Source organism: Deltaproteobacteria bacterium, assembly GCA_017302835.1.
Classification (GTDB): domain Bacteria; phylum Bdellovibrionota; class Bdellovibrionia; order Bdellovibrionales; family Bdellovibrionaceae; genus UBA2316.
Map to the genome: position 1 here is coordinate 20,147 of JAFLCC010000002.1, position 13,008 is coordinate 33,154.

15 protein-coding genes, 1 tRNA gene and 2 pseudogenes are annotated in these 13,008 nt (G+C 39.6%); 7 read left to right on the forward strand and 11 right to left on the reverse strand.

The annotated features are described in order from the left end of the window. Positions 1–12: 12 nt before the first annotated feature. Genes J0M15_01995 through J0M15_02005 form a run of 3 tightly spaced genes read right to left on the reverse strand, consistent with a single transcriptional unit; the run spans position 13 to position 1,657 of the window. Complete coding sequence (locus J0M15_01995; protein ID MBN8535799.1) at positions 13–693, reverse strand: hypothetical protein; 681 nt, start codon at positions 691–693, stop codon at positions 13–15. 14 nt (positions 694–707) lie between these two features. Then, positions 708–1,343: a hypothetical protein gene (locus tag J0M15_02000; GenBank protein ID MBN8535800.1), complete on the reverse strand. Its 636-nt coding sequence runs from the start codon at positions 1,341–1,343 to the stop codon at positions 708–710. Further along, positions 1,340–1,657, reverse strand: a complete 318-nt coding sequence (locus tag J0M15_02005) for a helix-turn-helix transcriptional regulator (GenBank protein MBN8535801.1) — start codon at positions 1,655–1,657, stop codon at positions 1,340–1,342. Before J0M15_02005 ends, J0M15_02000 begins: the two co-directional genes overlap by 4 nt. 277 nt (positions 1,658–1,934) lie before the next feature. On the opposite strand from J0M15_02005, the gene J0M15_02010 reads away from it, so the two are divergent. The 4 genes from J0M15_02010 (at position 1,935) to J0M15_02025 (ending at position 4,009) form a co-directional block, all read left to right on the forward strand. Then, the gene (locus J0M15_02010; protein MBN8535802.1) at positions 1,935–2,150 is read left to right on the forward strand and encodes a hypothetical protein; all 216 of its coding nucleotides are present in this window, start codon (positions 1,935–1,937) and stop codon (positions 2,148–2,150) included. A 48-nt stretch (positions 2,151–2,198) separates the two neighbouring features. Beyond that, complete coding sequence (locus tag J0M15_02015; protein ID MBN8535803.1) at positions 2,199–2,981, forward strand: AAA family ATPase; 783 nt, start codon at positions 2,199–2,201, stop codon at positions 2,979–2,981. Between the two features lie 137 nt (positions 2,982–3,118). Then, positions 3,119–3,715 (forward strand): recombinase family protein, encoded by a 597-nt coding sequence (locus tag J0M15_02020; protein ID MBN8535804.1) that lies wholly within the window; start codon positions 3,119–3,121, stop codon positions 3,713–3,715. Between the two features lie 42 nt (positions 3,716–3,757). Beyond that, positions 3,758–4,009: a hypothetical protein gene (locus J0M15_02025; protein ID MBN8535805.1), complete on the forward strand. Its 252-nt coding sequence runs from the start codon at positions 3,758–3,760 to the stop codon at positions 4,007–4,009. Positions 4,010–4,221: 212 nt separating this feature from the next. Here the strand turns inward: J0M15_02025 and J0M15_02030 are convergent, their stop codons facing one another. The 3 genes from J0M15_02030 to J0M15_02040 all read right to left on the reverse strand — a co-directional run bounded on the left by J0M15_02030 (position 4,222) and on the right by J0M15_02040 (position 6,664). Then, entirely contained in the window at positions 4,222–4,440 is a 219-nt protein-coding gene (locus tag J0M15_02030) for a hypothetical protein (GenBank protein ID MBN8535806.1), read from the reverse strand. Positions 4,441–4,657: 217 nt separating this feature from the next. Then, the gene (locus tag J0M15_02035; GenBank protein MBN8535807.1) at positions 4,658–6,034 is read right to left on the reverse strand and encodes a hypothetical protein; all 1,377 of its coding nucleotides are present in this window, start codon (positions 6,032–6,034) and stop codon (positions 4,658–4,660) included. A gap of 24 nt (positions 6,035–6,058) precedes the next feature. Next, complete coding sequence (locus J0M15_02040; protein ID MBN8535808.1) at positions 6,059–6,664, reverse strand: hypothetical protein; 606 nt, start codon at positions 6,662–6,664, stop codon at positions 6,059–6,061. A 585-nt stretch (positions 6,665–7,249) separates the two neighbouring features. Between J0M15_02040 and J0M15_02045 the strand changes: the two are divergent. Beyond that, positions 7,250–7,822 (forward strand): annotated as a pseudogene (locus J0M15_02045) (recombinase family protein). Positions 7,823–7,837: 15 nt separating this feature from the next. Continuing rightward, a pseudogene (locus J0M15_02050) lies at positions 7,838–8,245 on the forward strand (recombinase family protein). Positions 8,246–8,978: 733 nt separating this feature from the next. On the opposite strand, the gene J0M15_02055 reads toward J0M15_02050, so the two are convergent. The 3 genes from J0M15_02055 to J0M15_02065 form a co-directional block, all read right to left on the reverse strand. Further along, positions 8,979–9,054 (reverse strand) — tRNA-Asn (locus J0M15_02055). Between the two features lie 370 nt (positions 9,055–9,424). Next, positions 9,425–9,706 (reverse strand): tautomerase family protein, encoded by a 282-nt coding sequence (locus J0M15_02060; GenBank protein ID MBN8535809.1) that lies wholly within the window; start codon positions 9,704–9,706, stop codon positions 9,425–9,427. Positions 9,707–9,793: 87 nt separating this feature from the next. Continuing rightward, complete coding sequence (locus J0M15_02065; protein ID MBN8535810.1) at positions 9,794–10,282, reverse strand: hypothetical protein; 489 nt, start codon at positions 10,280–10,282, stop codon at positions 9,794–9,796. Between the two features lie 90 nt (positions 10,283–10,372). Here J0M15_02065 and J0M15_02070 point away from each other — a divergent pair, with 90 nt between their 5' ends. Beyond that, positions 10,373–11,239, forward strand: coding sequence for a LysR family transcriptional regulator (locus J0M15_02070; GenBank protein MBN8535811.1), 867 nt, complete (start codon positions 10,373–10,375; stop codon positions 11,237–11,239). Positions 11,240–11,282: 43 nt separating this feature from the next. On the opposite strand, the gene J0M15_02075 is transcribed toward J0M15_02070, so the two are convergent. After that, positions 11,283–12,281 carry a CapA family protein gene (locus J0M15_02075; protein MBN8535812.1) on the reverse strand — a complete coding sequence of 333 codons (999 nt, stop codon included), beginning with the start codon at positions 12,279–12,281 and terminating at the stop codon, positions 11,283–11,285. Next, positions 12,278–13,006, reverse strand: coding sequence for a VanW family protein (locus tag J0M15_02080; protein MBN8535813.1), 729 nt, complete (start codon positions 13,004–13,006; stop codon positions 12,278–12,280). Before J0M15_02080 ends, J0M15_02075 begins: the two co-directional genes overlap by 4 nt. Positions 13,007–13,008: the final 2 nt, after the last annotated feature.

Genomic DNA, 13,008 nt, shown 5'->3' on the forward strand with positions numbered 1-13,008 from the left:
CATCTCATTTCTTTATTGGAATGCATCACCAATTGCACTATCTTTGATACACGACCAGTTTGTAAGTTGTGGGGTAATATCAGCATTGGAAATTGCACTGTCGTGATATGTCCACATCGCTGGCGGCAAGAAGTTAAGTAGCCGCAATGAACTTATTGAATTGCCAGCCAAGTCATAGAAGTTATGCACATAATATGTCGAAGCATTGTTTGGCCGAACAAAATCGAAGTATGCTCTGCCCTCAGAGGTCGGCGAGTTCACTGAGACAGAACATCGACCAACAACACCTCCACCACTTTGGACATAGTTGCCAACCCAATACTTGTATTTTGGAATGTCTGTTCCGTTTGAATATGTCATGGCGAAACCTACGCATTTGCCACCACCCGATAGATAGTCTGTTTTGAAGACACTCCATCGTTCTTGGTCGGGACGGTAGACTGATATACAGGTTTGCGTGCAGTATTCCATTTTTGGAGTGCAAACAAGGATAGCGTCTTCAGTGCCGTCAATCGGCGTGACCCCATCCAAGCGAACAAGCCTATAAGAAGCAGACGATTTTGATACTGCATTCATTGAACTATTGAAGCCCGTGGGACTTGTGATTGAATTGGAGGTTGAGCTTTCTGAACCATTCTCGTTACACGAGCACATGCAGAGCGAAAGTAAAACGATCAACCATTTTGAATACATTCTTTCCTCCTGCCCTATCTTCCCTGCACGCACATGACATATACAGGTCGGGACTTCAAAAGTTGAAATGCGTCCTCAGTTTTAAATTTGCAAGAGTCACCTGGGATAAGTTTCTTTAAATCAAAGTTGTCCTCTACACATTTACAAACGACCCTAAAACTGTTTAGCATGTGAGGTATTCCTAACGATCTAAGATGTAGACCGTTTAGATTCATACACGAGTGTTCAAAATTCTTTTTTAGGTTAGCTGCATCACATTTCAAGTCAGCGACAGGGGGCGGATTGCCAACAACAATTGGGATCATCACAGAATCTGTTGAGTCTTTTTGACTCGATGGAAACTTTGCATTTTCCAAGATGGCTGCGACGCAATCGTTGGCCTTATCGTTTGGCAGGGGAAAGCCATTGAACATTATTGCCCTTGCTTTGCCTTTTGTTGTGATTTGAAATTCAATACTATAGCGAAGAGACTGGTCGGACTTACATTTTTCAAACTGATTTTTAATGACATTCAATGATCGTCTTACAGCTTCTCGATCAAATTGACCCTTGAAGACAATTCCACTTTCATCAATGTTAAAATGAAAGTCTTCCGCATAGGAACTTGAAGAAAGCAGCAAAATAGTCAAAGTTAAAAAAATGTATTTCATTTTTCTTCACCCTCACCATCAGGAATTGCTCTTTCTATTTTAACCTTCATCCAACCACTGAAAAGCTGTTCTGTTTTAAGTCCGTTGAGAGATTTCGTACCGGACGGCTTTCCTGTTAATAAATAGTCTGTGCTCACCTGAAAGAACTCACCAAGCTTTAAAACGTGATCCAACTGATAAGTTGCCTTTTTGCCCGCAAAGTATGTTGAAAGTGTTGAATGAGGAATTCCAACGGCTTTGGATAGATCCTTTATATTTAAGCCTCGCTCGTCAGCCAGACGTTTTAGAATTTCATGTATCTTCAACTTGCTCATACTCCCTTTATCGGTCATAAATGCATGGAATGGTTCATGTATTTATGATCGTGTGATATATGTTTACGATCTAAGATTGAAATAAAGGCCAAGCTGTTAAGTCCTTATAAAGAGTAGAACTTACGCCATCTCAAAACTGCATCGTGTTGAGCCAATCTACGATCATAGAATTAAATATCTACGAAGACCTCCTCTGATTATCTCATCTTACGCAATGCAGTATTGAAAATCAATACAAAATCGTATGCAATATCAATACAAGACTGGAGTCAATTAAATGAAGAAATCAAAGATATGGGAACTAACAGTAAAGCTACCTCATCCATCAGCTATGCCTAAAGGTGATACCGATCCCTTGTCTACTCGTATACCCACTTCTGTAAAAGCATTCCTTGAAAAAGAAGCTAAATCTGCAGACTTATCTCTTAGCAGTCTCGCTGCCAATGTACTTATTGGATATGCTCAGGCACTTGGGTACAAAGGTGAGACATAGTTTTCAGTTGTATTGATTTTCAATACATTTTGAGGCATGATTGTATCTATGGAAGATTCAAACGCCTTAAGTAAAATAAAGATATTCCGAGGTTCAGAGATTAAATCAGAATCCTCGAAAAGCAGATGGTTGATTCACTCTCTTTTGCCAGCATCAAGTTGTGTATTTCTCCTCGCTGAGCCGAAAGTTGGGAAATCATTCGCTGCACTTGAAATGGCTCTATCAGTTGTTTCTGGTAACAAATGCTTTCAACAAAACCAAGTAATGCAAATAGGTCCAGTGGCTATTTTTAGCGCCGAAGATGCGCCATGGATTATTGCTGAACGACTTGAAGGAATCGCTAGATCAAAAGGTTGTTCCAATTTCGATTTGGAGAACCTCCATATTATTGACCGATCGAATGGGATTTTTCTCGATGAAGAAGAGTCCTTTGCTCGATTGCGTTCAGCACTATTAGAAATCGGCCCGAAGCTAGTTATTTTAGATCCCTTAGCTCAGATACTCTGCAAAACCCAAGAGTCCAATGCACGACAGATGGCAGATGTATTGAGAAAAGTTCGCAATCTTCAAACAGAACTTGATTGCACCATCCTAATCACGCACCACGTTCGCAAAGATGGTAAGGGCAGCATCAACGCTCGCACTAGAGGCTCATCATTAATCGCTAGTTTTTGGGATGGCTGCCTTCTTATGGAAAAATCATTCAACGGCATTGTTCGTATAGAGTCGTCATGGAAGGGATTTCCGACCTCACCTGAGTCCTTCATCAAGCTTCAAAACCACAATGGTGGCTACGGTCCGATAGGAATTGGAATTGAGGAAGGAGCTTAATGAAATACTTGACTGAATCAGTCCCTTTTATTTTTAAACTCTACAAAAAAAATTATGGATCTATCCAGTTAGTACCCATTTGTGACTCCAATCGACCTCATTAGATTTTAGCCCCCCATCCTTTAAAGGAGGATTTTTTGAAATGTGCAATTTACGCAAGATGCTCAACTTCAACAAAAGATCAAAATCCTGATTTGCAGGTCTCCAGGATTAAATCGTTCGTTAGTCACAAGGGCTGGAAGATTACAGAAGAAATTGTAGATCACGGATTCACAGGCTCAAATGATAATAGACCTGGCTTTCATAAACTGATGGAACTGGCTCGATCCAAACAAATCGACGCAATCGTCATCACTAAGTTTGATCGACTCTTTAGAAGTCTAAAAATGCTTCTCTCGACGCTCGAAGAACTGAATCAGCTAGGAATAATATTCGTGGCGGTGGATGACAACATTGACTACAGCAGCGCAAGTGGTCGCCTGATGCTTCAAATTCTTGGAAGCCTCTCTGAATTCTACAATGCCCTACTGAAAGAGCGCACGATCCAGGGACTTGAATATGCTCGAAACGTAAAAGGTAAGCGCCTTGGTGCTCCTGAGAAATTCAACAAAGAACTAATTCTGCAACTTGGTGAACAAGGGAAGTCCTATGTTGAAATTGCCAGACTAATGAAATGCTCAAAATCGACAGTGGGGCGTATTCTTCAAAGACGAGTCCAACAATGGCAAAAATAGCAGTTATTGGAATTCCAGGTGACGAACGTATAATGGACAAAAATGAAAGGTGGGCAAATTGTGAAATCCGAAAAGACTGAGGCTTTATGGCTGGCTATAGTTGACATCATAAGGCTATCTCCAGCACAAGCGTCTGCCTTAGAACTGGAATCACTAGCATACCTATTACTCACGATTTTAGATTACGAAATCTCACCAGACTCTCTTGTCGTCATCTACCATTCTGCTGTTGAGGGTGAAAATTTAGAGTGGCTAATTGATCGTCTTGAGCACAAAAAACCGAAAGCATCTTAGGTTCAGTTGCGTCAAACCTTCCGCTACTTGGGGTGATTCTTTCCGGTTGCATAATTTTCTTCGCAAACCAGATGCCCGTGTACGTTCAAGGATTAGTTGTAGCGAATTCGCAGGAATGGCTGAACCCTGCTAAGCGTGCAGATGTCTGGTGATCAAAACTGCCTTGCCGTATAATTGCGAGGCTATCACTTTGAATTCAGACAAAATCAAAACTACACGTTTTCCTGCTGAAGTTTCAAAATATGCTCAAGCTCTTTCTTGCGCCTTTCCAGATACTGTTTATGCTTTCTCGGCCAACTGCGCAGATAGAAGTTTTCAATAATAAAATCGAGCAATTGATTGGCTGGCTTACCAAGAGCATTGGACATTCTGTCCAAATATTCTTTGGATTGTAGGTCTAGGGTGGTCGTAAACTTTATCTTCTTTGCCATATTGAATTTACCTTGATTGCCATAATCTAAAGAGCAATCTTATATGGCTTTAGAATACCATTATTGAAAGATTATTTTTTTCTAAAAAAAAGAAATGTCTAGCTATCCGCTGAGACGTGGAAAACTCATTGTTAAGTATGCAGAAAGGAGGAAGGCTATCGACACTCCAGAGTCGTGTCTTTACTTCTCTTCGTTCAGCCGCCTTCTCCTATACTGTTCAAAATAAGGAATCATCTTTTTTCTTTGAGATATTGGGAACTTGTACTTTTCTCTTCTGCTCCTGAATCTTAGAAAGAACCGTGATCCATGCATCTATCATTGTTTGCTGTAGTAAGTTTTCATCCTCTTCCTTAACTATAAAAGAATCATGCTTCGGGATTATCGGTTTATTTAGTTGAGCGAATCTGTCAACTACCTCAAGACAAATATCAGATTCAACTTTCATAAGACGAAGGCCTGCGCCACTGAAGAAGTATTCAGCTATTGGCTCATGTCGTCTTGTTATCTCTGCAATCACATCTGGAATTGAAATTCCAAGATCAGTTTTGTATTTGATGCCCTGATCAGCAAACTCTTTTCCAATAGCTTGAGCGGCGGCTTTGCGTGAATCTGCATTGAGTATTATATTCGTGAATGCCTTGCCTAGTTTTCGCTTTAAATCTGGATCTTGAATTGATCTCAAGGTGTTGAGGATATACACGTCCTTGCTTGGCATTGGAGTACCTTTGATTGCGTAAGCAATAGCAGTATGTGTTGAAGAGTAATCAAGCTCCACTGTTGGCCGATCATCTATTAGCAAATCTCGGACAAACTTCTTCTTCCAGTTCTGAATAGATCCTCCTTCAGAGTAAATCCGCCCATGCTTGGAGTAATCAGGACTAAAACTCCGATAGAACCTAGGTGCTTCAATTGAAACAGTTCTTATATTGAATTTTGACCTTTGCAGAACGCTGTCCAATTTATCTAGAACTTGAATTGTTCTTACAACGTCAGGTCTGTCAGCCTCTAAATCATAATAAATCCTAGAGTCGTTTTTATCAGTCTCATAGACGATAGCTCTAATTGCTGATTGCCCTGCTGGCTTTGATCGCCTAATGAAGAGTTCGTTTCCACTTTTGGTTGCCATTCGCTTAAAGAGGTCAAAGTCTGAAGTGGGTAAATAAAGGGACAGCGATGAGTTTTTTTTATTTTTCTTGTTATGGAATCCCCGACGCAAGAGTTTGACGAACCCTATGTTTTTATCACAAAACTCTTTCAAAACCGCCTTCATAATATAAGCAGTTATTTGTTTCGGGTTTGGTCTTGTCCTTTTCTTATAAAAGTCCTCTCGGTGGCCTATTGCTATAGGCAGTTCTTGGAGAACAGACTCAGTGAGATTAGCAAGCAAACAGTTTAGAGCTGTAATGTACTTTTTATTCCGATTCCTGGGCTTAACGCCTGTTCGAGCTTTGGCTTTAAGCTTTGTTCGATTGGCTTCATTGACCATCATTTGAATATCAACAAAAAGATTGCCTTCGACGTGTGAGTCGAGACGCAAAGTAATCATATCTGAACGCTTTAGTTTTCTACTCCCTTTTTGTGATTTTGATTCCATAAATCATTCTCTTGATAAATTTAGTCATCTATTTCTTAATTTTTTAAGCGACCTTGCGCCTCTGTCAGTCGATAATGAACTTTTCCGTTCAAGCTTAATCAACCACCCTCGCTTTTCAATTTCTTGAATTAGATCATCTAAGCTTGCAGAACCTAACTCATCTTTAGAAGATAAGTGTTGTTCTGCAACGCCCTTATCTGTTGATAGCCGCTGCCTCATGCTGGCGTTCTCTTCCATTTTGATTTCGCCCTTGGATAAGTACAAAAGGGTCACCGGAACTTTAAAGGTGTTCATTTGCACTCTCACCGCCTCCAGGTTTTCGTCAGAGGGCTTTGATTCAACGTAGAGGTGCTCACCTCTATTGAAGAAATCCTTCACCCTGAAATCGAGAGTCTTGTTGCTTTCGCCTCTAATCGTCGGGTTGGCTTCAATCTCATATCCGCCAAATTTATTGAGGACCAATAAATGTCCGAGTTTATCTGAAGGTATAATTCCCTTTGATTGCCACTTATAGAATCCAGCGTGAGAGACATTAAACAGTCGCTCTAGCTCCATACCTTTCAGCCCTGTGGCATCGAACAATTGCCTTAACTTTTCAGTGCCGATGAAAACCATATTCCCTTTCGCCATAAACTCCTCTTTCCAGCTACTGAAAGTTTACTCGTTATTTACTTTAAAATCAATAATATGGCTTTGACGTGTATTGTTTTGAGAAATGTCTACCGTAAATTTGCTTTTCGACCTTATGCACAATAAAATAGTTATATGAGTAAACAACTGGTTGTCAAAAATACAAATTTGACTGGTCGGCTAGAAGGTGCCGAACTCGACCTATGCTTGGGGTTGGACCATTGCCCTCGTTGTTATCTCATAGGCATTAGGCGTTTGGTGGATCTCTAATGGAGCTGTTGAGTGGCTCCGCTCAGGAAATCCTAGTCAAAGCTGAATCGGAAAAATCCGAATCGGTAAAGACATGCACCTGCTGTGGGAAGGCTAAGTCACTTAGAAGCTTCCACAAAAACCGCTCAAAAGCTCTTGGTGTCGAATCAGCGTGCAAGGTCTGCGTTCGTAAACAGAAAAAGAAAATACGCCAGAAAGCGAAAAGGAAAAGGCTAAGTACCATCTCATTCACATCGGCTGTCGTTGGTGAACTTGGTGAAGATACTGAAAAAAGTTTTGTGGAATCATATTCAGAAATAATAAGGGACTTACATTATGACAAAAAAATCTGAACTTTCAAAGGCTACACAAAAGAGACTTCTCATCGAGAAAATCGTAGAAGACTGTCGTATTGTCATTGCCAACTATCAGGCCAACTGGAGGCCCCAGAATAAAGAATGGCAGACAATCGAAGGATGTGCTTACCTACGCCTGTCCACAGAGGACCAAGTAACAATTGAAAAAGGCTCCCTAGAGCAGCAAGTAAATATCGCTATAAGCGAAGCCGAAATTCGTAGTCAAGCAGAGCAAGTAAACTATAAAATCACGGAGTTTTTCATTGAGCCAGGGTTAACAGGTCGAAACGACGACCGACCTGAGTTCAAGCGGATGAGTTATGAAATCAAAAAGAAAATGTTTCGATTTGTTGTCATCAAAGAAATATCTCGGATAGCGAGAGACGCAACTATTTGGGAATCCTTTTTTCGCCTCTGTACGAATAATGAATGTGAAATTGTCATCCGAAGTTTTCCATTCAACCCGAACGACCCATCCCAACTTTTTCAACTCAGAATTTTATCGGCTTTTGCACAATATGAATCAGAACAAACATCAAAACGTGTCAAAGAGAGCAATTTTTCAGCGATGATTAACTCTGGAAAATTCAACTCCACTCATCCTGTTTTAGGGCTAGATCAACGCAAAGTCGGAAGCGAAAGGAAGGTTGGCTTTTATACACCTAACAGAGAGGAGTTAAAAACCGTCGAATGGATTATGAGAACTTTCATCAAACTCGGATCGTTTCAAAAAACTCTTGAGGAGTGCAACGCAAAGGGAATTTTGAACAAGCATGGCGAGAAGTTCAAAAAGCACAGTCTCCACACATTGCTAACGAATAAGAAATATGTTGGACTCTGGCAGGTCAACGTGGACAACAAAGATAAAAACCAAAAGAAGCTTATGCCGTACGAAAAATACGAAGAGGTTGAGCTGCCTCATGGGTGTGTCGTTGAGAGGAAGCTTTGGGACGAAGTTCAACAAACAATTGAAAAAGTTTCTAGCGATAAAATCAAAAACACCAAGGTTACAAAAATCTACCTGCTTTCAGGACTCTTGAAGAACAAGGATGGGGAGCCCCTTTCCGGTAGAAGTGGTGTCGGTCAGCACAATAAAGAACGGTATCATTACTATGGCGGCCCAGGAGTTAGAAACATTGGTGCGAAGGTTTTGGAAGACGAAGCCTTCAAGATTGTTAAAGACATCATCAGCAAAAATACTCGCCTTAAAGATGCCATAAAAAGAAGGATTTCAGACTTGAACAGTCGCAATGACCTTCTAAAAAGCGAATCACAGAAAATCAAAGATAAGATTTCATTTCTAAACGATGAGAAAAGTTCTCTTAAAAAATCATTGATTCAAATTACGAAGGGCGCAACGGAGAAAGAAATCAAAGAAATTCGTGATGAGTTTATGAGAAACATTGCCGAAAAGAACCATGAGATTCAGGCTCTGGAGCAAAATCTAAAAAATATAGGAGAGTCTATTGAGCAAGGCGAAAAAGATGGTTTTGATTGGGAACATGTTACTGAGAGCGCAGAGAAAATTCAAAGACTGATAGCGGAAAATGATCCTGTCTCATTGAGAACAGCATATCAAAAATTATTCAAGGAAATCATTGTTGGCGAATTGGATGATAACGGGAATCGGCCACTTCAATTCGTGCTACGAGGAGACGACCTATTCGATTCTGTTAATCGGGCGGCTCATAGTAGCGTTGGAATAAAAATGGCTCAGGAGGAGGGACTCGAACCCCCGACCAAGCGGTTAACAGCCGCTTGCTCTACCAACTGAGCTACTCCTGAACTTAGTCGAGGCCCTAATTTAGGTGATTTGGAATTTGAAGTCAAGAATTCAACTTATTTTTCCCTAATTCCCGTCGGAAAATATTATTTGATATCTTTGTGGCTTAATTTTTTGATCGAAAAACGTAACCACTCTTTACATTGCGTTATTTCAAAGTATTAGATTTTGCCAATTCCATTGGAGTTAGTATGGTAATGCCTTTGATGATTTCTTTTACTATTTGACCCAAGGAGTATCACATTGCACAAATAGAGGCAGTTTGTGCGACATTGAAAAAATGTAGAACCAAGTTTAACATTTCAAATGTAACATCAGTTTGATTTTAAAAAGAAACCTACCCTCACACATAGAATCATCGGTTTCTCCTTGTTAGCTCCATTGATAATTAAACCAAACATCTTGTGGATTCATTTCTTCGTAGTGTATCCATATATTTTCTGGAGGCATTTCTAACGCATCACTAATGGCATCAGCAACGGCTTTTGCTAATGCAGTTTTCTGCTCGTGGCTCCGGCCTGATTTGGCTTTTATGGTGACAATGGGTGAGTTTTTTAAATCATCTTGTCTTTGCGCATAATGATGACTTTCCAGAGGTTGATAGATGACCCAAATATTGTCAATTGAGCATTGCAGAGCACTTGCGCTTTTCATTCGAATATCAGAAATCATTTTTGAAACTGACTCTAAATTGCTTGGCTGTAAAGAAGTGATATTAATTAAAGGCATATAGTGTCCACATTAATGGCAGCTGCCGGGGCGAATGGGACAAGCTGGCAAACCAGAACCCTGGCAGTTTGGATTACAAAGGCTACAACAATGGCTAAAGAACTCCTCCTTATTAATTATTTGGCAATTTAATGGGCCACTTAATTTTTCACCAAAAAGCGAGCTGTTATTTAAAGTGGCAGTAACAAATGAAGCTCCTGTCTGAATGTAAAGAGCGAATTGCCGCTGCCGATCTTTGTAAACTAAAGATTTATTTCCATTTAAACTTTGACCACTTTCTAATACCTGATATTGACCAATTAAGTTGAACGTTCTGGTTAAGTTATTAGATTCAACTATAACGGCACGATACGTTTGATCTGATAATGGAGTTACATTTATAAAATAGTTATTGCTTGCTAAATATAAGGAACATTGAAGTTCTTTTGCACCTGCTGAACCTATAAAAATTAAAAAAATATACAAAATGAATTGTAATTTTACTAAGAAATGATTTTTCATATTCGCTCCTTTTTCTGATAGAGATGAATGTTTATATAGACAAATATATATTGATTTAAAAGTAATAATAACGTAACATATGATGCGTTTATGGAAACATTTGAATTGAGATATTTTTTGGTTGCAGCGGAACTTCAAAGCGTTAATAAAGCGGCTGATCGGCTTGTCATTTCTCCACCTGCCATAAGCAGGGCTATAAAACGACTAGAAGATGAATTAGGTGTGAAGCTTTTTGAAAGAATCGGAAGAAATATTTCTTTGTCGCAGTATGGGAAACAATTGCAAAAAGAAGTAAGCCGTATAATTGGAGATATTGATGATCTTAAAACTCAATTTAAACCTACAGACTATCACTTAGGGATATCAATAATAGGAACTGAATTTAGTCTGTCTTCATTTGTACCAGATATTATTAAAAAATTAGATTCTAAACGACTCCAATTATCACTGGATTTAAAAATGGGTCAAACCTCAAAAGATATTGAACGAGCTGTTTTAGATGGTGAAGCTCATTTGGGTTTAATTACGAAGGCCCCTTCTTCTAGTTTTAAAAAAATCAAACTGGGGGAATATTTCTCAAAGACTTATGTGGGTGAAGGGCATCCATTATACAAATACGCAAAAAAAGAACTGTCAGTTGATGTTCATGAGGTGCTTAAGTTTGAATTTGCTTCATTTTTTGAATCAGTTTTTAACCAAGAGAGCTCAGCCCCGTCTGCCGACGGATGGCGAGATGATAAGTTTAAAAGAAAAATAGCATTAAAAAGTGAAAGTGTAGAGGCTGTTTTGAAATTAGTAGAAGCTGGAAGGTATCTTAGTTATTTGCCTACAGCTCTAGAAAAAGGACGTGATTTTTTGCCACTTATTACTTCTGGATGTCCGTATAAATGTGAAACTGAAGTGTTTTTAATTGCCGATAGAAAATCAAACTTTGGATGGTTAAATTCATTATTTTAGGAAGTAACGAGATTTTGAGACTTTAATCCACTTCAGCAGATGGCTAGAGAATTTTGCCGTCATGACCCACTAATTTCTTCTGGCTTAATTTTCGAATTGATTGGATTGCAAATTGCGACGAATCCAATTCGACGAATTTAGTTTTTAAGTTTTGAACCGTAGGTATGATTTGAGCCCCCACTAAATTTCCACCGTAGTTGATTTTGACCAGCAAGATGAGACCATATTTTTGCTCGTCCATTAAATTAAATCCGGGGGTTGTGGCGAAGTTCCCGAGAGAGTAGGCTATGATCTTTTTCTTATAAATTTCGATCTTTCTTAGAACATGAGGGCCATGGCCAAACACAATATCAGCGCCTGCCTCAATCGCTTTTTTTGCAAATAGATTTATATTGCCTCTTCGTTCCCCGAAATCAAACTCCTCGTCTGGCGGCAGAACCTTTGCTTTTGCCCCCTCTGCCCCCGCATGAATAGACACAATGACAATATCATTTTTATTTTTAGATAAACGAATTAACTCAAATGAAGATTTAAAATCATAGATGTCGTTTGCCCAGGGCGAAGAATGAAAAGCTATGAAAACAATGTTTAGTCCTTGGTATTTAAATTTTGCAACGGTACCCTTTTCACCCGAGTACTGAATTTTGACTTTAGATAGATGTACCTTTGTTTCCTCAAAACACTTTTGTCCATAATCAAATACATGATTATTGGCCAAAGAAAAGGCGTCGATACCCCAGTTTTTGAAAATTTCGCTTACGCTTGAGGGCATTTTATTGAAATAACAAGTAGCTTGATTGCCGCGGCACTCTCTTTTTGCAGATTCGGTATCACAAATGGGTCCTTCCAAATTTCCGAATTTGAATTGTGATTTCTGTAGAACCGCATTTAGCTCTAAAGACAAACTCAAGTCTGCTGCGCTACCAAGAAAAACATCTCCTACTAGTGCAAATGTAATTACAGGGACTTTGATACCTTCAGCGGAAGCTAAGGATTGAAATGCATAAGAATTTAGAATTAGAGAAATTAGCAAAGATCTCATGGGGAGACGCCAATGACATATCGTGAAGGAAACTCCTTCTCTAGGCGGTCACCAGCATATACCTTCGTCATGGCGTAGCGCAGTCCATCGACATCAAAACGGTCCACTTTAATTAGTCGAGTTTCGATGGGTTTGCTAGAAAGAATCTTGCCAGAAAAAATATATTTATTCTCAATTCTCAAGAGATTGAATTCCAATTGAATGGCAGAACCTGTCGTATTTTGAAAAACTAAATCTTTTATGCAAAATGAAACGGTTGCATCAAGACCTAATGGCGTATGGCGCTCTTCTTCGCGATAAATATCTACAGAATGGGAACTTCTTGCTTTTGTCTTCATTCCGGCCAATAGGGCTAGGTGAAATAACATCCCAGACACCTGACAAAGCCCACCTCCGTAATCTTGCATCGTTTTGCCATTTACAATGGCGCGACTTTTTACAAATCCATTGCTTGGGACCGGTCGGCCTATGATTTTCCAAAACGAAAAGACCTGATTCGGTAATAATATAATGCCATTGAGGCGCTCCATGGCGAGTTTGATATTAATTATCTTTTCAGATCCAGAATCGGCTGGCCATTCGTGAAAGGCTTCTGCCACAGTGAAAAGCGATGACTGTTGTATCTTACTGACGGCGCGATCCAAATCTGGATAAATGTTCTTTCTAAAAAACCAAAACAGCTCACACTTTACAAACCGCAATAACGGCATCACGAGTGCCTTCACGA

What these genes read in the sequence shown, in the direction of transcription:
- J0M15_02000 (MBN8535800.1), bottom strand. Translation starts at nt 1,343, where the DNA reads ATGAAATACATTTTTTTAACTTTGACTATTTTGCTGCTTTCTTCAAGT.
- J0M15_02065 (MBN8535810.1), bottom strand. Translation starts at nt 10,282, where the DNA reads ATGAAAAATCATTTCTTAGTAAAATTACAATTCATTTTGTATATTTTT.
- J0M15_02040 (MBN8535808.1), bottom strand. Translation starts at nt 6,664, where the DNA reads ATGGCGAAAGGGAATATGGTTTTCATCGGCACTGAAAAGTTAAGGCAA.
- J0M15_02010 (MBN8535802.1), top strand. Translation starts at nt 1,935, where the DNA reads ATGAAGAAATCAAAGATATGGGAACTAACAGTAAAGCTACCTCATCCA.
- J0M15_02030 (MBN8535806.1), bottom strand. Translation starts at nt 4,440, where the DNA reads ATGGCAAAGAAGATAAAGTTTACGACCACCCTAGACCTACAATCCAAA.
- J0M15_02075 (MBN8535812.1), bottom strand. Translation starts at nt 12,281, where the DNA reads ATGAGATCTTTGCTAATTTCTCTAATTCTAAATTCTTATGCATTTCAA.
- J0M15_02070 (MBN8535811.1), top strand. Translation starts at nt 10,373, where the DNA reads ATGGAAACATTTGAATTGAGATATTTTTTGGTTGCAGCGGAACTTCAA.
- J0M15_02015 (MBN8535803.1), top strand. Translation starts at nt 2,199, where the DNA reads ATGGAAGATTCAAACGCCTTAAGTAAAATAAAGATATTCCGAGGTTCA.
- J0M15_01995 (MBN8535799.1), bottom strand. Translation starts at nt 693, where the DNA reads ATGTATTCAAAATGGTTGATCGTTTTACTTTCGCTCTGCATGTGCTCG.
- J0M15_02025 (MBN8535805.1), top strand. Translation starts at nt 3,758, where the DNA reads ATGAAAGGTGGGCAAATTGTGAAATCCGAAAAGACTGAGGCTTTATGG.
- J0M15_02035 (MBN8535807.1), bottom strand. Translation starts at nt 6,034, where the DNA reads ATGGAATCAAAATCACAAAAAGGGAGTAGAAAACTAAAGCGTTCAGAT.
- J0M15_02060 (MBN8535809.1), bottom strand. Translation starts at nt 9,706, where the DNA reads ATGAAAAGCGCAAGTGCTCTGCAATGCTCAATTGACAATATTTGGGTC.
- J0M15_02005 (MBN8535801.1), bottom strand. Translation starts at nt 1,657, where the DNA reads ATGAGCAAGTTGAAGATACATGAAATTCTAAAACGTCTGGCTGACGAG.